This window comes from Anabaena sp. EIM26 (assembly GCF_057568715.1).
Genome location: NZ_CM172472.1, coordinates 5,797,917 through 5,815,736, shown reverse-complemented (window position 1 = coordinate 5,815,736; position 17,820 = coordinate 5,797,917). Strand labels below are relative to the sequence as shown.

Here is a 17,820-nt window from a genome sequence, read left to right as displayed (position 1 = left end):
AAAAGCCTCTTTTTGTTTGTTTAATCGACACAAAAAATATTAATCTCTGGTATTAAATTGGTAATTCCATCATAAATTATGGTGGTTAAATTTTAATTAAAAAATAGATTATTGGTGTCTATAATGGGCTAGTAGCCAAAGAGCATAACGCTCTAATCCTACCAAAATAACTGTGATACCCACTGCCCAAGCAAATAATCCTAGATTACTGATGTTACCAGCTTTTAAAGCAAAACTGATAGAGGTAGCAACGGCTGGGGGGTGTATGGCATCTAGTAAAATCATGAGAAAAATAGCGATTACCATGGCCAGTCCACCGGAAATATAGCCACCACCAAAACATAAATAGGTGATAAATCCAATACTAGCAGCCATTATTTGGGCAAGTATCAAAGTAGCGATCGCCTGAACAGGTCTTAACAGTTTGTTACATCCACTTTAAGACTTTGGGGATATAGCTTCTTCCTGCCAATGGTAGACAATCATGAAACTGATAAAAACATCGGTGATGCGATCGTTTTATCATGCGATTAATTACCATTTAGCCTCGAAATAAATTATGACATCCACAATTTCCATCAACGATAATTACTTGTTAAAACTGTCACCCATAGAAGTCCCCAACCGCTTATTACTTGGCCCTGGCCCTTCTAACGCCCATCCAGCCGTATTACAGGCTATGAACACCACACCATTAGGGCATCTAGACCCCGCATTTTTAGCCCTAATGGACGAAATTCAATCTTTATTACGCTACGTATGGCAAACGGAAAACCCCCATACTATCGCCGTTAGCGGTACTGGTACAGCCGCAATGGAAGCCACCCTAGCTAACACCGTAGAACCGGGAGACGTTGTATTAATTGGTGTAGCTGGTTATTTTGGCAATCGCTTAGTAGATATGGCAGGAAGATATGGCGCAGATGTGCGAACCATTACCAAACCCTGGGGACAAGTTTTCAATTTAGATGAAATCAGTACGGCAGTAGAAACCCATAAACCCGCGATTTTAGCCTTAGTTCATGCGGAAACCTCCACCGGCGCACGTCAACCTTTAGAAGACGTGGGTGAGTTGTGCCGCAAACATGGCACATTGCTATTAGTGGATACTGTAACTAGCTTAGGTGGTGTTCCCATTTTCTTAGATGAGTGGGGTGTTGATTTAGCTTATAGTTGCAGTCAAAAAGGTTTAGGTTGTTCTCCTGGTGCTTCTCCCTTTACGATGAGTACACGGGCTATGGAAAAATTGCAGAAGCGAGAGACTAAGGTTGCAAACTGGTATTTGGATATGTTGTTGTTGGGGAAATATTGGGGAAGCGATCGCACATATCACCACACTGCCCCAATTAATTTATATTATGGTTTACGGGAAGCATTGCGTTTGGTGGCAGAAGAAGGTTTAGCAAATTGCTGGCAACGTCATCAAAAGAATGTGGAGTATCTTTGGGAAAGCTTGGAAGAAATCGGTTTAAAAATGCACGTTGAGAAGGAATTTCGGCTACCAACTTTAACTACTGTTTGCATTCCTGAAGGGGTTGATGGAAAAGCTGTGGCACGGCAGTTATTACTTGAGCATAACATTGAAGTTGGTGGCGGTTTGGGAGAATTAGCGGGTAAGGTTTGGCGTGTAGGTTTGATGGGTTTTAATAGTCGTCCTGAAAGTGTGGATAAGTTAGTTGAGGCTTTGAAAGAGGTTTTGGGTAAGTAAGGTTTTTGTTTGGTGGGCAAAATGCTCACCAATATAAGAATTTTCTCACGCAGAGGCGCAGAGACACAGAGAGGAGGAGGATAAGAGGGTGTGTTTTTTGCACAAATTTTTGAACTTGTTAATATTCAATATCTGGAACTGCACAAGATAATTTTATATACAAAATCCTGTTCATCCTTTAATCCTGAGTATCCTGATTCAGACAAAGAATGTTTGTATTTAAACAAACCAATTCTCAAGCTGAATTTCTTGAAAATCAATAAAATCTGAAATATTATTTGTTACCAAAATTAAATTATTTACCTTCGATATCGCTGCAATTTGTCCATCTGGATATGCAGAAGTTTTTCCTAATGCTACCAGTCGTGCTCTTTCTTCAGCAAACCATTCAGCAGCTAAATTATCATAGTATAAAATCGGAATTTTTGGTTGAATGGTATCTTTTAGATACTTCTCAATTTTATTTCTTTTGTTAGAAGCTGGTAAACGATAACAACCAAATAAAAGCTCATGCCATGTTACAGATGCCATAGCAACTTTAAATTCATGTTCTTTTAATTTTTGAATCACTCCTGGTTTGGGTTGTAACCGTACAGGCTCAGATATAATGTTAGTATCTAATAAAAACTGAATCACCAAATTACCTCACGTCCTGGAAAATAATCACGGATATTTCCCCAAACTTCATCAGGGTTAATTTCTATTTCTTCATCTATTAATTCTTGCCGAAATTGTGCTATGGATTCCGAAAGACTTGGTTTTGTATCCATTGGTTGTGCGAGTTCTTCCAACAACTTGCTTTTACCATCGCTTAGAGTACCTATAATCATCAAAAATTGGTTTTTAGTTTGCAATCCTTCCAGATATTCTCGAAGATGTTCTACAACTTTGTCTTGTACATCTTCAGATAAAGATTCCATCATTTGAATTACTGTGGTAATTGCTGGAGATGACATAAAAAATTTCCTTTTCAACTATATCAGTCTATTTTACTAAAAAACTCAATTGTAAATCCTGATTCTGACATTTAAGGAATTCCAGCTTGTTGGAAAATTTGTTGAGGTGTAATTTCCAATCCTGGAAAAAGAGTATCTTCTAAACTATCTGTACCTCTTTTTGTTTGCGGACGAGCATCAGGATAAAAAATAGTGACGGTTTTAGCCTTTGCATCTACAACCCAAACTCTCATGACACCAGCATCAAGATAATCTGTAGCTTTTGCATTCATTTCTCCAAAAGATTGGTCTGGTGATATAATTTCAATCACCAAGTCCGGGGGAATAGGACAAGCTTCATTCTCAATTACATCACTCGAAAAACGAGCATAAGAGATATAAAGTAAGTCTGGAACAGGAACCCAATCTCGACCATTACGTTTTAACGTCACTGCCCATTCTACCCCAATTTCACCTTGATTTTGCGCCCATTGGGTAAGCAGTAGACACAGCGCAATAGTTAATCGTGAGTGAAATCTTTTTGGTGACATTTTGGGTTTGGCTTGGCCGTTCACTAATTCGTAGGTAATATCCTCTTCTGGAAGGGCAAGGAATTCTTGTAGTGTAAGTTGATGTTTAACAGAAACCATAGCTAGATTTATCCCTTCGCAATGATTCTATTTTATAGCTGAAGGCATCTCTAGTTTATTGTCCTAAAAAACCAGCCAGCAGCAGGGGTATGAGTATCAAAGCAGAAGCAATCAAAACTAGGGTAGCTGGATCAATTTTAATATGGTTCTTCTGTGGATCTCGCATTGGCCACAATTCCCAAAAATAGGTACTTAAACTCATTTTAAATTATTCATAACTCTTTTATGCAATTCCATGAGTTGAGAAATGTGAAGCAGTTATCAGTTATTTTTTCCTAGGTAGTTTAGTACCCATTTCCGTTAAAGCAGAGAAGATGAGATAGGCAATCAGTAAACCCACACCTGCTAAAAAAGCCAGTAAATCGTTATTCATTACCCTCAATTAAATTGAACCTTACACACAGCTAGTATACAGCAGTAATACACAAATGTTTGAGAAGTTGGTCAATTTCCTGTGAACTATCTTAACGAAGAATTTATACAATTTATTTATATTTTCCTCAGTAATCCTCACAAGATCCTCAAACTTTCTGTTTAGGGTTGGAGGTGTTAGAAAGAAGCTAAAAATTTGAGCAATACCTCATAAATTGATATTTAATGGAGATTGACAATGATTAAGTTACTTGTGGGGATACTTGTTTTTGTTATTAATACGGTTTATCGCGATCGCCCTTATCCTCGCTTCTATGTCCTGGAAACCGTTGCACGAGTCCCTTATTTTTCCTATCTCTCAGTTCTGCACCTCTATGAAACACTGGGATTTTGGCGGAAAGCCGATTGGCTAAAGGTGCATTTTGCCGAATCCTGGAATGAGTTGCATCACCTGTTGATCATGGAATCTCTAGGAGGTTCAAAATTTTGGGGCGATCGCATATTAGCAAGAACAACCGCACTAATTTATTACTGGATTATAGTTGTCCTCTATATCGTTTCTTCTAGTTCTGCTTATAATTTCATGGAATTGGTAGAAAATCATGCTTATAACAGTTACCAAAAATTCTTGACAGAACACGAAGCAGAATTGAAATTACAACCAGCACCAGCAGTAGCAATTAGCTACTATCGTGATGGTGATTTGTATATGTTTGATGAGTTTCAAACTGCTAACTCACCAGCAACACGCCGTCCAAAAGTTGACAATCTTTATGATGTCTTTGTAGCCATTCGTGACGATGAAATGGAACACGTCAAAACAATGGTTGTTTGTCAACAAACAAATGCTCAACTCTCATTTAAGAGTCCTCACGCTCTTCCCACATCTGACATTAAGGATAGTGAAGTTTTATCTACTCATTAATCTAGAATAACAATATAATCAATAATAACTCCGATTTTTTCTAGAAGTCGGAGTTATTATTTATAATTCTATTTTATCTCTATAAACTTATTACTCATTGCATATTTTTTTATTATAAAAACCAATTTTTGAAGAAGAATTCAGTAGAAGCTACGCAGACCCTTAAGGACAAAGCGAGTTTTATTACATAATAAACAAACAAATTGCATTTAAACGTGATTAGCAAGCTACCAAAATTTACATCTGGTAACGAGAGAGCAAACCCTAGTGATATTACTTTGATTAAAAGTGGATATCGTAGATAATTTCCCGGATAATGCTCTTGTTTTATGACAATAGGTAATTGTAAGCATAAATAAATCTATGCTCTGAAACAAGCACGCATTGATGCTCCAGCAGATATTGTCGCAGTTTCAGGTAAAAAACCATAGGATATATGGCGTTTTCTCATCACTTGCGGGGAGAGAGTTAGGGGTGGGGTTTTGTATCGCACTTAACCGATAACCGCTATATCCTTCTAGAGGATATGAACTATGAACCAATTAGGGAGTTGCAAGCAAAATTAGATGAAACAACTAATAAATAGCTCTACCAAATTGAACTTAAGTTCAATAATTAGTATGAGAATTTGGCAACGATTTTTGGGATCTTCAATAATATTTGCTGGGCTAATCTGTTTAACAGGTAGTGGTGCATATTATTTATATCAAGCCGAAATAGCTGCGGAAAAAACTCATAAAAAAACTGCACAGGCACTTACTCTTACTAATAATCTGGAAAAGTCCCTCAAAGATCAAACTATAATACTCAAAGATTTTGTAGTTTTAGAACATAACCCTACAAGCATGATGGAATATCAGCAAATTAGATCTAATTTTATAATTGATCTTGATAGATTAGAACTATTAATCAACAAAACATCAGAGTTATTGGTTGTACGTCGTCGTCATGATTTTTTGACTCGTTTAGTAAATGAGCTTGATGGTAATATAAATACTTTAGTAATATCTCAGGAGGATGTGCAAGCGATTAAATCATATATACAAGATATTAATTTTTATTTAAATATCATTTCTCAAAATGCTCAAAAACAGGATGAGATAGCAAGTAAAAAAGTTAGAAAAATCAGGACGATGAATGCAAATTTTATATTTGCAGGTATTTTGGGTATATTATTGATATTTTTAGCCCAATTTATTATTATTGTTATTCCACTTATTCGCTCACTTCATCAACTGCAAATTGGAGTAGCAAAAATTAGTGCAGGAAATTTGAGTTATCATTTAGATATTAAAACTAATGATGAGATTGAACAATTAGCAAATGATTTTAATCAAATGACCTTGAAATTAAGTAATTTTTATCAGTCTTTAGAATCTAGAGTTACCGAAAGAACATCTGAGCTTTTCCAAGTCAATCAAGATTTAGAAAATGAAATTCTTGATAGACGTAATACAGAAATTGAGCTAAAAAAATCTCAAATACAATTAACACAAAAAGCTGAAGAACTTGAGCAAACACTAAAAAAACTCCAGCAAACTCAAATTCAATTAATTCAAACTGAGAAAATGTCAAGTTTAGGACAGCTAGTAGCTGGTGTAGCTCATGAAATTAATAATCCTATAAACTTTATACATGGAAATATTCAGCCATTTCATGAATATTTGCAAAATTTAATTGAATTAATATATTTATATCAAAAATATTATCCTCAGCCAACTGATGAAATTCAATACTACATTGATGATATAGATTTATGCTTTATTCTTAAAGATTCTACTAAACTAATTTCTTCTCTAGAAATAGGAACTAAAAGAATTCGTGAAATTGTTGTATCTTTGAGGAATTTTTCTCGGCTAGATGAAGCTGAAATGAAAGAAGTAAATATCCATGAAGGTATTGATAATACTCTATTAATTCTCAGACACAGAACTAAAGCAACACCCGAATCTGCTGAAATTGAAATTATTAAAGACTATAGTGATTTGCCATTGATTGAATGTTATGCAGGTCAACTAAATCAGGTATTTATGAATATTCTAAGTAATGCAATTGATGCGCTAGAAGAGTATAATAATCCACATTATAATCAAGAACTAAATAATGGACATAAACAAATTCATATTCAAACAAAAATGATCAAAAAGGATCGCATTGCTATTCATATCACAGACAATGGTATGGGAATTCCCGAAGCTAGTCGTAATCGGATATTCGATCCTTTCTTCACCACAAAAGCAGTCGGTAAAGGAACAGGACTTGGTTTATCAATCAGCTATCAAATTGTGACTGCAAAGCATAAAGGTAATTTGCGATGTATTACTAAATCTGGTAAGGGAACAGAATTTATTATTGAGTTGCCAATTCAGCAGAATCATTAATTGCTATAGATGGGAATTATACCTGAGTTCGACATAAGATAATTTGTGGAAAACTCGCCCCCAGTAAGAGTCTCAAACCCTTATTCTCTCGCTCTTAAAAATCATAACTCCGTTCGCGTAGCGTCTCCGAACACCGAACACCGAACTCCTAACTCAGGTGAATTATAATTTATTTATGATATTTTTATGGTCTAAAAATAAAGCTGAAAGTTTCTATGAAATTGATCCACACCTTGTCAGAATTTATTAACTCTAATTCCATAATTCTCCCCACACCTCCCAGCTATTATTACGAAGGGAAATGTCCTCAAACTGGGGAACTGCTGAGACTACCTCGCACCCCTTTAGCTGAAGCTATAGCTGAGGGTTTAATGCAGCAACTTCAGCAAAATCACCTTTATTTCTGTGAAGGTAAAATGTATGGGATTTTACTAGTTGAATTATCTAATGGTGAACAAGGGGTAATTAAAGCCTTTTCCGGTTTATTACATGGTTGTAGTGTGCATGAGAGTTGGGTTCCACCTATTCCGGGACGTGAAGAAATTGCATTAGCAGAAGCGCATACTTTAGCTGAGTTGGAAGCAATTAAACAAGAAATCATTCATCTGAAACAAATTCCAGAACGTGAAAAATATGAAACATTATTGACTGAGTTTCAACAGCAGTTACAAATAATGAGGTGCCAACATAGCCAAAGTAAAAAACAACGACAGGAAAAACGTCAGCAATTCGGTGATAAGTTAACAATAGAAGTTCTTGAAGAACTGGAAGCAGAAAGTCGTCAACAGGGTATTGAGCGCAAATATTTCAAACGTCATCAAAATGAAGTTTTACAACCACTTCGACAGATTATAAATGGTGCAGATGACAGAATTAGGGAACTAAAACAACAACGCAAAGAACTATCTCGGCAATTACAAACACAGATGCACGCTGTTTATAGCTTAACTAATTTTTCAGGAAAATCTCTATCTTTACAGCAATTACTACCAGGAGGAACACCCACAGGTACAGGGGATTGTTGCGCTCCTAAGTTGTTACATTATGCTGCAACTCACGGACTAAAACCCCTAGCAATGGCTGAATTTTGGTGGGGTAAATCTTCAATACAAGACAAAATACAGGGACATTTTTATGGTGCTTGTGCAGAAAGATGTCAGCCATTAATGGGGTTTTTATTATCAGGAAAATCTAACCCTATTAGCCCAGCTTTAATCAATAAAGAGGAAATTATTAGTCCTATTAGTGAATGGGTTATTTATGAAGATCAATGGTTAATTGCTGTGAATAAACCACCAGGATTGTTGTCTGTACCTGGACGTTATTCTTATAACCAAGATAGTGTTTTAAGCCGATTGAGAAATTTGTATGATATGGAATTGATGACGGTACATCGTTTAGATCAAGATACTTCTGGTATTTTGTTATTAGCTAAGAATTTATTTACCTATTCTCAATTAAGCCAACAATTTGAAAAACGGCAAATTCATAAAGTTTATGAAGCTATACTTGCAGGTTCCCTAGCTATAGCAGCAGGTGTTATTGATTTACCATTGTGGAAAAATCCTGAACAGAGTCTTTATCAAAAAGTGGATTTAGAACGGGGTAAACCCAGCTTGACGCGCTTCCGGGTTATGGGAAAAGCAGGTGACTACACCCGTGTAGAATTTATCCCCCTGACAGGACGCACCCATCAGTTAAGGGTTCATGCTGCTGATGTGCGAGGATTGGGTATAGCTATTTTGGGCGATCGCTTGTATGGTTGTAATATTGATGACTGTAGACTATATCTGCACGCGAGAGAACTGAGTTTCCAGCATCCCCATTTAGAGGAAACTATTCATCTCCAGACAGCAACACCATTTTAAAAATTGATATTATATTTGTTGGTAATTGGGAAGATAAATTATCCGAAGTTGTTTATATAATCTATTCGTTTTGGAGTACAGGTAATAGAAAAAAATAATTTAAAAAATATTAACTTTATCCACCTGTTCCCAAGGTAATTCTATATCACTTCTACCCACATGACCGTAAGCAGCAAGCTTACTATAAAAACCACCTTTTGTTAATGAAGGTAAGAATCTCAAATCAAATTGCTTAATAATTCCTGCTAGACGAAAATCAAAATTTGTTTTTAAAATCGCTGTAATTTCTTCATCAGGAATTTTGCCAGTTCCAAAAGTTTCTACCTGCACACTCACAGGATGAGAAAATCCGATAGAATAACTTAATTGTACTTCACACTCATCAGCAATTTTGGCTGCCACTACATTTTTAGCTGCATAACGGGCAGCATAAGCCCCAATTCTATCTATTCTAATTGGATCTTTGCCACTTAAAGCTGAACCACTATGTTTAGAATATTCACCATAAGTATCAATGGCATTTTTTCGACCTGTTAAACCTGCATGAGTTGTAGGGCCACCAGTGATAAATCGTCCATCAGGATTGATAAATATTCTAGTTTTTGCATCTGGCTTAATATCTTCATTTGCAAACACAGGATAAATTACACTTTCTCGAATATCCTCTTGTAATTGCTGTAAATTAGGCATTGTCGGTTGATTTTGGCTGGCAATAACTGTAATACTATGAATTCTGTAGGGACGACGATTTTTATATTCAACACCTACCTGAGTTTTTCCATCTGGTGTCAGATAGGGGAGAATTTTTTGCTTTCTTACTTCACTAATTTGTCTGGCTAGTTTATGTGCTAACCAAATAGGTAAAGGCATTAAAGTATCAGTTTGATTACAAGCAAATCCGAAAACGTTAGCTTGATTAGTGACAGTAATTTTCTCTATTTCAGCATCAGAAATAATTTTTTCATCAAATAAATGATGTTCTTCAGATGGTAATTCTGTCAAGCTGGTTAAAATGCTACAATTTTTACCATTAAATTCCGTTTGTTTATAGCCAACTTGTTCAATTATCCGTCTAGCTATATTTGTAAAATCTACATTTGTACTTGCTTCAAATCTAGCTGCAATAAAAACAATACCTGTAGATACTGCACATTCTGTAATAATTCTTGCGTAGGGATCTTGTTGCAAAAATCGGTCTACAATGGCATCACTAATTTGATCACAAAGCTTATCAGGATGCCCTTCTGTTACCGATTCTGATGTAAACATGAAATCTTTTTTCATAAAAAAACTTCTCTTCTCTCTGTGTCTCTGCGGTTCGTAATCTTTATTAATTTAATTATTTTTTAGTGCCTTCATTTACCAATAGCGGCAACAAAGCACCACTAGTAATCACAGCAGTATCCACCATATTCAATGGTGCAATCTTTAATAAACTCCGTAACTGTGGCACGGTTAAAGCTAGTAATTGAATACCGAAAGAACCAATAACCGCAGTATTTAAATAAGGATTAGGTGGTAATTTTTCTTGACTAAAAATACTATGTTTTTCGGAACGGCTACTTATAGTATGTAGTAATTGCCCAGAAGTAAGAGTCATAAAGGCAAGTGTACTGGCTTTAGGGCTAATCCCATATTTAAAAATACCGTAACCATACGCTGCTAAAGTACTAATTGATATGGCAGCAGACTCAAAGACAATTCTACCAAAGTCGGTATTTTTAATAATCGGTTCATTGGGGTTGCGGGGTGGTTGATTTAATACGTCTGGTTCTGGTGCTTCCATAGCTAAAGAAAGTCCAGGGAAAATGTCTGTTACTAAGTTCAACCATAGGAGTTGAATTGCATTTAAAGGTTCACCGATACCTACTGCGGTAGCGGTTGTCATCACCATGATTTCGCTGAGATTTGTCGCTAAGAGAAAATGCACAGATTTTCTGATGTTGTTATAAATTGTTCTGCCGCGACTGACAGCAATCATCATTGTTTCTAATTTGTCATCTTCTAACACGATGTCTGCAACTTCACGGGCCACATCAGTTCCCTCTTTACCCATTGCTACACCAACTTGGGCAGCTTTTAATGCTGGTGCGTCGTTAATGCCATCACCGGTCATGGAGACAACTTTACCGGATGTCTGCAATGCTTGAACTATTTGCAGCTTATTACTAGGACTGATGCGGGCAAAAACGTCTACTTTGTCGCTGAGTGCTGCTAATGCTTGCGGAGTGAGATTATCGAGGTTGTTGGAGTCGAGAATTTCTAGTTGAGGATGTCTGTTTAATTCTAACTCTTTAGCGATCGCATAAGCTGTCGGACTTTGATCACCAGTAATCATTACGGTATCTATTCCCGCTTGGTGAAAGTCTGCAATTAATTCCTTTGCACCTTTTCTAATCGGATCTGCCATTCCCACCAAACCCAACCAAATCAAGTCTGATTCGTGATTATCGCTATTATTGCCTTCCTCAATATAACTATAAGCTAATCCCAGCACCCTGAGCGCCTTTCCTGCCATGCGATCGTTTTCGATTTCCATCTTCTGTCGATCTTCTGCTGTTAAAGGTACTATTTGCCCAGTTTTTATCCACCTATGACAAATTTGCAAAACTTCGGCAGGGTTTCCTTTAACTGCAACCATCTGGTGACAATTATGAGTTTTATGAATTGTACTCATGAGGTTGCGATTTTCTGAACGTAAATTAGTTTGCAATAAGGGATATTTTTCTTTCAAGGCAATGACATCTATTCCCGCACTTATTGCTGCATAAATTAAGGCATTTTCTGTCGCTGAACCTGTAACTACATACTCATCATTTTGTTTACTTACTTCGCTTTCATTACAAAGAACTGCAACATGAATTAATTTTAATAATTCATTGTAGATATAAGGATTAATATTTTCTTCCCCAGCAATAAAGTTCCCGTTATTTACTTGAATATGTTTAGTGTCTGTGACAATTTCCACAACTGACATTTTATTTTCAGTAAGTGTTCCAGTTTTATCCAAGCAAATAGTCTGCACCGAACCTAATGCTTCCACCGCATTTAAACTGCGAACCAGAACGTGATTCTTTCGCATATCACGAATGCCTAAAGCTAGGGTAGTAGTAGCAATCGTGGGTAAACCTTCGGGAACTGCTGCAACTGCTAAAGATATAGATGATTGCAACATTGGTAATAAACCATATCCTCGTAACATTCCCAAACCAAAAACTAACCCACATAATCCCATACCAATTAAAACTATTTGACTACCGACTTGATTTAATTGTTTAGCAAGAGGAGTTTGGGTTGTTGTGGCTTCACCAACTAATTGCTGAATTTTGCCCATTTCGGTAAAATTGCCTGTAGCAACTACCGCAGCTAATCCTTGTCCATTAATAACTAATGTCCCTTTATAAATCATATTTAAACGATCTGCTAAAGGGACATCCTCACCATTTAAAGATGTAGTTGTTTTAGTTATGGGTAGACTTTCTCCTGTCAAAGCAGACTCGTCAATATTTAAATTTTCTGCTTCAATAATGCGGGCATCTGCGGCAACATAAATACCAGCTTTAAGAACTAAAATATCTCCTATAACTACATTTTCTGTAGGAATTTCTATTTGATTGCTATCTCTAATTACCCAAGTTAGTTTTTCTGCCCGATTTTTCAGGGAATTAATAATGCGTTCTGACTGACTTTCGGTAGTGTAACCAATTACAGCATTTAATCCTACCACACCCAAAATTACGACAGCATCAATAATTCCTCCAGTAAAAATAGAAATGCCTGCTGCTACACCTAATAATGCAACTGGCAATGATTTAAATTGCTCAATTAACATCCTCAGTTCAGAACGTGTTACCGTAGCTGATAATACATTTTTACCGTATTTATTGAGGTTGTGATTAGCAGTTTTACTGGATAATCCTGAAAAATTTGAAGTATTTAATAATTCCCCAACTTTTTCTACTGCCATCAAATGCCAATTTTCAGTTTTTTGCTGGTGCTTGACAACAGTTAGTTGATCTTTTTTGGGAATCCGTCTTAATTTCTTGCTGTGAGTAAAATCAGGCTTATCTTTATAATCAAATAAGACCTTTTGAATTAAATATGCTATTTCTTTATAGCTAATATCCTGATTAAATATAACCAAAATATTACACGTTAATTCATTAGCAGAAACATATGTTATTTCTGAAAACTTGACAAGTGACTGCTCTAAATAATCTTTTAAAGCCGGTGAACGATAAAGATTCTTAATTTTAAATCTAGCTCTCCCTTTGATACTGGTGTGTATTGCTTGAATCACTACTTCGTTGCTCCTGAAATTCCATCGAAACAGTATTAATTGATAAGTTGCTTAACTGAGGTTCATCCTCATAATTCAGTCTTGTAAAAATATCGAAAGCATACCAAGCCAAAATATACCAAGGAAGCTCTTCTAGTTCTAGTCCTTTTCTGAGCAGTTGTCTGATAGCAAGTAAACCAATTCCTAGAGGTAATATCACCCGTAAATCAGCAACACCACTTGTCATTCTCCCCACATCAGCATTTATATCAGATATCATATTGATGAAATCTTTAGCTACTTCTGATTTACCATTTGTCACCTGATTTGGGTAAGTTCTAGAGCTAAAACTTTCTGGTTTCTCTTTTCTAGCATCTGCTGTAGTTTTTTCCAATACTTCAGATATTTCAGCAACTGCATCCTTCAACCTATCAGACAAAAGAATACTATCTTTAATAGTATTTTGAACTACAGGTTGTTTTACTGCTGATGCAATAGGTAGAATTAGTGGTGAAAAAACTATTGCTGTTAAGCCTTCAAAAACTGTGTCTAATGTAGATGCCATTCTGAATCTCCATTATTGTCACAAGATTTAATCCATATATAAGTTTAATTAAAGAATACGATCTTGCCACCAGCCTCAAGTTAGAGAATTATTTAGCCACCAATAATCAAAATGAATTATATAATCAGAAATATATTTCTGTGGTTATATACCATCTAGCTTATTTGTAGAGGAATTATATCTTTAGATTCATGCAACACCAACCTAAAAATAATCATACTAAAAAAGATCGGTAACAACCAATAAATCTGGTTTTTCTCCTCAACTTTAATTACTTAAAATAGTTAAATGACAAACTCAAAAGACATTAATGAACAAATTCATCAGTTACGTACACTGATTAAAGACATCGACCATGCAATGTTAACTACAGTCGATGATGATGGGAGCTTGCATAGTCGTCCCATGTCTATCTTTAGTGACATTGATACTGATGGCATACTCTGGTTTTTTACCTCTGCTGATTCTCATAAAGTATTTGAAATTGAACGTTGTCAACAGGTAAACGTGAGCTTTTCTTCACCTGATCAACAGCGATATGTTTCCATTTTAGGTACAGCAGAACTGGTAAAAGATAGGAATAAATTACAAGAGAAATGGCAACCAAAATTACAAACTTGGTTTCCCCAAGGACTAAATGAACCTAATCTTGCTTTGCTGAAAGTAAATATCAATAAAGCAGATTATTGGGATAGTCCATCTAGTTCTAGATCACAAACGATTAGTTTGTTAGAACTCTCACACCGCTAATGCAAATATTGGGAATTTATGCCTTACTAAAAAATTACCGAATTCCTCTATTTATAGTGAAAAAATCCTTGATTTTTCTTGTCATAGCTTGTAGTCAGTACTTCAGTGCTAACTACAAACTTTTATTTATTTATTTTTATTAAACATTACTTCCTCTTCACTTTGGGAATGAGCTTTTTCGATATTCTGAATTAAGCTTTCTGCCATTTTTACAGCCAAAATAATTAACTGCTGTTCCATAGATCCATCTACACCTGTATCACTAATTTGGGGATAAATATGGGGATTTGACAGCATAGCAGCTAGTAATTGAGATGCAGTTTTTTTCAATTCCTCAATTTGTGCATTCATGTACTTATTCTTGCCAATCTAAGGGCGGTTCAATCAATGTTTTTGATGATTTACCAGCACGAACACCAGGTTTATCAACTATTTTTACGGTGCTTGCTTGGGGGCCTTCTTCACCTTGTTCTAGGGAAAAATGTACACCAGTACCAATTTCTAAACGGTCAAAATCATGATGTAAAACGCTATTGTGGTGGAAATAAATTTCCTGACCATCTAAAGTTTTGAGGAAGCCATAACCATCTTGTCGAAATAATTTAGTCACAAAAGCTATACTTTCTTGTGCTTCTTCGCTTCTATGAGATTGTTCATTTGCGCGTTGACGCTGGGTAAGTTTAGCTAACTGATGACGCATGGCATCAAAGGTTTCTCTAATTACTGCATCTAGAGGTTGATATTGGATACCTTCTCCAGGATTTTTTTCTGCTACTAATTCATGACCAGGAGGAACTGTCAGATCAATTCGCACGCGATAAGGAGAACCACTACGAGGTCGTTCATGTATTTTTTCAATAGCAATTTGACAGCTATTAATGTAATTGCAAATATGCTCTAATTTGGCAATTTTTTCCTGAATTAAGCTATCAATTGCATCTGATTTTTCTAGATTGCGATAGGTAATTGCTGGTGTAATTTTCATGCTGTTCTTATCCAGATAGGCAGTATTAAAATATCTAATTGTGTTTACATATTTTTATATGTGGGTTTGCCATTTATAGATTTTAGATAAATCCTAGAATTTTTACTCTGACTAAAGGGAAGATATTTAAAATCTATATATATATCTGGGTAAGGATATGTGTACTCAGTAGCCTTAAAAAGGGGGACTATGAGATTCCTTTATTAACTTACTCAAGCACTTCAAAAGAATGAACCTCTAAAAGAGAACCAATCATTGCTGTTGTCATGACATCTTCGCGGACATTTCCTGTGATTTTGGCTGTTTGTCCTGATTTGAGTAAGTTTTTGTCGGTACTTTTGGGAATTTCATAAGTAATACCTTCGTCTGTAACAAATGCCCAAGCGCCAAGTCCAATATTACGACGTTCGATTTTGCCTGTAACTGTAATAGTCATAATTAGAAAGAGGGAATAGGGAATGGGGAATAGGGAAGAATTTTTGATTTCTTAATTCTTTTTTACCTATATCCCCATTACACAGTTATTTAAGCTGTTTGTTTCTCGTCTTTTAATGCTAAACGCACGAGTCCGTAACACAGTAAAGCATTGACGATGAGGAAAATACGGGCTATGTTACCATCTCCTAATCCCCAAACTGCGGGATCATAAATGGCGCTGATTGTTAAACAGGCTGCTACTCCCAAGCTAGAACCAATGGCAAACCATTTCCAATTGGGATGTCCTAATAGTAATGCTATCAAAACAAGGGGAATTAGGACGCTGGCAAAGAGAGGATTTAAAGCGCCTGTTCCTTGTAAGCTGTTACCTAGTTCGGGAATGGAACTACCCAAAACCCGGAAAGGCCATTGGGGAAGGTCGAAGATATACAATCCTTTGAGGAAGAATAAGCCAGAACTACCAAATATTAAGCCACTGGATAAAGACCAACTCCAAGCAAAGGGGAAGTAAACCCGTAGAAACCAAGCAAGGAGATAGGAACCTACTACCATTAATATTTTAGGTAATAGGGCGATCGCACCACCATCTATCCAAAAACCAGGATTGATATAGCCGTTATCCCGCAACCACCGGAAGAAATCGGGAAAACTAATTTGTCCTTCGCTGGCTAGTTTAACCGCTGCTTCGGCGTTGAGTTGTCCAGCACCATAATAGTTCAAACCATCATCTTGAATAACTCTGGCTGACTGTTGTAGAACTTTTAAAATTTGTTCAGGTTCTGTAACTCCCTCGGCTTTAATTAATGCGGCTACACCAGCAACGTGGGGAGAGGCCATACTTGTTCCTTGCAGTCCCAAAAATACGCCTTCACCGTTTTCGTCGATGGTTTCTTGGAGAATTGCACCGGTTTCACTACCACCAGGGGCAGATATATCTACACCAGCACCATAGTTAGAGTAGGATGCTTTTTCTCCGTCTGGGCCAAAGGCAGAAACACCAATGACATGGGGATAACGGGCTGGATAACTAGCGCCATCAGTACTTTCGTTGCCAGCGGCAGCAATAATAACTACACCTTTTTTATAGGCGTATTCAATAGCATCTTGCATGAGTTGGCTTTCACCACCACCACCCAAACTCATGTTAATCACATCTGCGCCTTTATCGGCGGCAAATTTGATGGCTTCGGCGATGTCTGCAACTGTTCCACTCCCGGACTCACTTAACACTTTTAAGGGCATGAGACTGGCTTCGTAGGCAACTCCCGCTACACCATAACTGTTATTGGTAGATTGGGCGACTGTACCGGCGACATGGGTTCCATGTCCGTTATCATCATTGGCTTGTTCTTTGTCATTTACAAAGTCGTAACCTTTGACAAATTTAGTGTCAGCTAAGTCGCGTACCTGAGTGATACCAGTGTCAATGACGGCTACTGTAATCCCGCTACCCTTGGTGCGAGTCCAAGCACCTTCGACACCGATTTTGTGCAGGTTCCATTGCTTGCTGTAATATTGGTCATTGGGGCCAACTAATGAAGGATTGGTATTTTGATTGTTTTCGGCTGGGAGTTCTGCTAAACCAGTATTTTTCCCTAAGGGGACGGTTCTGTAAATGTAATTTGGCTCGATGAATTCTGTAACTTTAGCATAAGGAGATTTTCTTAATTCTTGGAGCCTGGTGCGATCGCCTCTGATAATATACACATTGTCGGCCGCTGAATATTTATTATCCAGTTGGGGTGTAACATTGTATTGTTGTGCGATCGCTTGCAAATCTTTCTGAATGACAGTTTCTGCAATATCTTCCCGAAAATCCAGCAAAATTGTCTCGAAGTCACCTTTAGCTGCTAGTCCCTGAAAATTCAGAAACCCAAACACAGCAGCAGTCAGACCGATGACAAACAAGCACAATAATATAAATTTTTTCATCACCGCTTCTTGTCAGTTTGCTCACTACGATA

General features: G+C 36.7%; 17 protein-coding genes. 5 read left to right on the top strand and 12 right to left on the bottom strand.

Translation table 11 applies throughout. The annotated features are described in order from the left end of the window. Positions 1 to 108: 108 nt before the first annotated feature. A complete protein-coding gene (locus AC012T_RS25280; protein WP_487061877.1) occupies positions 109 to 375 on the bottom strand; it encodes an HPP family protein in 267 nt (88 codons plus the stop codon). A 184-nt stretch (positions 376 to 559) separates the two neighbouring features. On the opposite strand from AC012T_RS25280, the gene AC012T_RS25275 reads away from it, so the two are divergent. Further along, positions 560 to 1,708, top strand: coding sequence for an alanine--glyoxylate aminotransferase family protein (locus tag AC012T_RS25275; RefSeq protein WP_487061875.1), 1,149 nt, complete (start codon positions 560 to 562; stop codon positions 1,706 to 1,708). A 219-nt stretch (positions 1,709 to 1,927) separates the two neighbouring features. Here AC012T_RS25275 and AC012T_RS25270 read toward each other — a convergent pair whose 3' ends face one another. The 4 genes from AC012T_RS25270 to AC012T_RS25255 all read right to left on the bottom strand — a co-directional run bounded on the left by AC012T_RS25270 (position 1,928) and on the right by AC012T_RS25255 (position 3,495). After that, positions 1,928 to 2,344, bottom strand: a complete 417-nt coding sequence (locus AC012T_RS25270; protein ID WP_487061873.1) for a PIN domain-containing protein — start codon at positions 2,342 to 2,344, stop codon at positions 1,928 to 1,930. Next, positions 2,341 to 2,664 carry a hypothetical protein gene (locus AC012T_RS25265; RefSeq protein ID WP_487061871.1) on the bottom strand — a complete coding sequence of 108 codons (324 nt, stop codon included), beginning with the start codon at positions 2,662 to 2,664 and terminating at the stop codon, positions 2,341 to 2,343. Before AC012T_RS25265 ends, AC012T_RS25270 begins: the two co-directional genes overlap by 4 nt. 71 nt (positions 2,665 to 2,735) lie before the next feature. Continuing rightward, on the bottom strand, positions 2,736 to 3,293 hold the full coding sequence (locus tag AC012T_RS25260) for a Uma2 family endonuclease (RefSeq protein ID WP_487061869.1): 558 nt from the start codon (positions 3,291 to 3,293) through the stop codon (positions 2,736 to 2,738). A 55-nt stretch (positions 3,294 to 3,348) separates the two neighbouring features. Then, positions 3,349 to 3,495: a hypothetical protein gene (locus tag AC012T_RS25255; protein WP_487061867.1), complete on the bottom strand. Its 147-nt coding sequence runs from the start codon at positions 3,493 to 3,495 to the stop codon at positions 3,349 to 3,351. Positions 3,496 to 3,903: 408 nt separating this feature from the next. Between AC012T_RS25255 and AC012T_RS25250 the strand changes: the two genes are divergently transcribed. The 3 genes from AC012T_RS25250 (at position 3,904) to AC012T_RS25240 (ending at position 8,839) form a co-directional block, all read left to right on the top strand. Beyond that, positions 3,904 to 4,590, top strand: a complete 687-nt coding sequence (locus AC012T_RS25250) for an alternative oxidase (RefSeq protein WP_487061866.1) — start codon at positions 3,904 to 3,906, stop codon at positions 4,588 to 4,590. 620 nt (positions 4,591 to 5,210) lie between these two features. Then, the gene (locus AC012T_RS25245; RefSeq protein WP_487061864.1) at positions 5,211 to 6,971 is read left to right on the top strand and encodes a sensor histidine kinase; all 1,761 of its coding nucleotides are present in this window, start codon (positions 5,211 to 5,213) and stop codon (positions 6,969 to 6,971) included. A gap of 215 nt (positions 6,972 to 7,186) precedes the next feature. Beyond that, positions 7,187 to 8,839, top strand: a complete 1,653-nt coding sequence (locus tag AC012T_RS25240; RefSeq protein WP_487061862.1) for an RluA family pseudouridine synthase — start codon at positions 7,187 to 7,189, stop codon at positions 8,837 to 8,839. Between the two features lie 99 nt (positions 8,840 to 8,938). Here the strand turns inward: AC012T_RS25240 and metK are convergent, their stop codons facing one another. The 3 genes from metK to AC012T_RS25225 are packed head-to-tail and all read right to left on the bottom strand — an operon-like array spanning position 8,939 to position 13,683. Next, on the bottom strand, positions 8,939 to 10,123 hold the full coding sequence (gene metK / locus AC012T_RS25235) for a methionine adenosyltransferase (protein ID WP_487061860.1): 1,185 nt from the start codon (positions 10,121 to 10,123) through the stop codon (positions 8,939 to 8,941). A 55-nt stretch (positions 10,124 to 10,178) separates the two neighbouring features. Beyond that, a complete protein-coding gene (locus AC012T_RS25230) occupies positions 10,179 to 13,139 on the bottom strand; it encodes a cation-translocating P-type ATPase (protein WP_487061858.1) in 2,961 nt (986 codons plus the stop codon). Continuing rightward, complete coding sequence (locus tag AC012T_RS25225; RefSeq protein ID WP_487061856.1) at positions 13,099 to 13,683, bottom strand: DUF5132 domain-containing protein; 585 nt, start codon at positions 13,681 to 13,683, stop codon at positions 13,099 to 13,101. Before AC012T_RS25225 ends, AC012T_RS25230 begins: the two co-directional genes overlap by 41 nt. A 288-nt stretch (positions 13,684 to 13,971) precedes the next feature. On the opposite strand from AC012T_RS25225, the gene AC012T_RS25220 reads away from it, so the two are divergent. Next, positions 13,972 to 14,433 carry a pyridoxamine 5'-phosphate oxidase family protein gene (locus AC012T_RS25220; protein WP_487061854.1) on the top strand — a complete coding sequence of 154 codons (462 nt, stop codon included), beginning with the start codon at positions 13,972 to 13,974 and terminating at the stop codon, positions 14,431 to 14,433. A gap of 126 nt (positions 14,434 to 14,559) precedes the next feature. Here the strand turns inward: AC012T_RS25220 and AC012T_RS25215 are convergent, their stop codons facing one another. From AC012T_RS25215 to AC012T_RS25200, 4 genes are all read right to left on the bottom strand, one after another. After that, on the bottom strand, positions 14,560 to 14,784 hold the full coding sequence (locus tag AC012T_RS25215) for a hypothetical protein (protein WP_487061853.1): 225 nt from the start codon (positions 14,782 to 14,784) through the stop codon (positions 14,560 to 14,562). 4 nt (positions 14,785 to 14,788) lie between these two features. Beyond that, positions 14,789 to 15,418, bottom strand: a complete 630-nt coding sequence (locus AC012T_RS25210) for an HPF/RaiA family ribosome-associated protein (protein ID WP_487061851.1) — start codon at positions 15,416 to 15,418, stop codon at positions 14,789 to 14,791. A gap of 208 nt (positions 15,419 to 15,626) precedes the next feature. Then, positions 15,627 to 15,854 (bottom strand): hypothetical protein, encoded by a 228-nt coding sequence (locus tag AC012T_RS25205; RefSeq protein WP_487061849.1) that lies wholly within the window; start codon positions 15,852 to 15,854, stop codon positions 15,627 to 15,629. 89 nt (positions 15,855 to 15,943) lie between these two features. After that, a complete protein-coding gene (locus AC012T_RS25200; protein ID WP_487061847.1) occupies positions 15,944 to 17,788 on the bottom strand; it encodes a S8 family peptidase in 1,845 nt (614 codons plus the stop codon). Between the last annotated feature and the right edge of the window lie 32 nt (positions 17,789 to 17,820).

Coding starts and splice junctions, on each gene's coding strand:
- AC012T_RS25205 (WP_487061849.1), bottom strand. CDS start 15,854: ATGACTATTACAGTTACAGGCAAAATCGAACGTCGTAATATTGGACTT.
- AC012T_RS25210 (WP_487061851.1), bottom strand. CDS start 15,418: ATGAAAATTACACCAGCAATTACCTATCGCAATCTAGAAAAATCAGAT.
- metK (WP_487061860.1), bottom strand. CDS start 10,123: ATGAAAAAAGATTTCATGTTTACATCAGAATCGGTAACAGAAGGGCAT.
- AC012T_RS25280 (WP_487061877.1), bottom strand. CDS start 375: ATGGCTGCTAGTATTGGATTTATCACCTATTTATGTTTTGGTGGTGGC.
- AC012T_RS25215 (WP_487061853.1), bottom strand. CDS start 14,784: ATGAATGCACAAATTGAGGAATTGAAAAAAACTGCATCTCAATTACTA.
- AC012T_RS25225 (WP_487061856.1), bottom strand. CDS start 13,683: ATGGCATCTACATTAGACACAGTTTTTGAAGGCTTAACAGCAATAGTT.
- AC012T_RS25200 (WP_487061847.1), bottom strand. CDS start 17,788: ATGAAAAAATTTATATTATTGTGCTTGTTTGTCATCGGTCTGACTGCT.
- AC012T_RS25275 (WP_487061875.1), top strand. CDS start 560: ATGACATCCACAATTTCCATCAACGATAATTACTTGTTAAAACTGTCA.
- AC012T_RS25245 (WP_487061864.1), top strand. CDS start 5,211: ATGAGAATTTGGCAACGATTTTTGGGATCTTCAATAATATTTGCTGGG.
- AC012T_RS25260 (WP_487061869.1), bottom strand. CDS start 3,293: ATGGTTTCTGTTAAACATCAACTTACACTACAAGAATTCCTTGCCCTT.
- AC012T_RS25265 (WP_487061871.1), bottom strand. CDS start 2,664: ATGTCATCTCCAGCAATTACCACAGTAATTCAAATGATGGAATCTTTA.
- AC012T_RS25255 (WP_487061867.1), bottom strand. CDS start 3,495: ATGAGTTTAAGTACCTATTTTTGGGAATTGTGGCCAATGCGAGATCCA.
- AC012T_RS25240 (WP_487061862.1), top strand. CDS start 7,187: ATGAAATTGATCCACACCTTGTCAGAATTTATTAACTCTAATTCCATA.
- AC012T_RS25250 (WP_487061866.1), top strand. CDS start 3,904: ATGATTAAGTTACTTGTGGGGATACTTGTTTTTGTTATTAATACGGTT.
- AC012T_RS25220 (WP_487061854.1), top strand. CDS start 13,972: ATGACAAACTCAAAAGACATTAATGAACAAATTCATCAGTTACGTACA.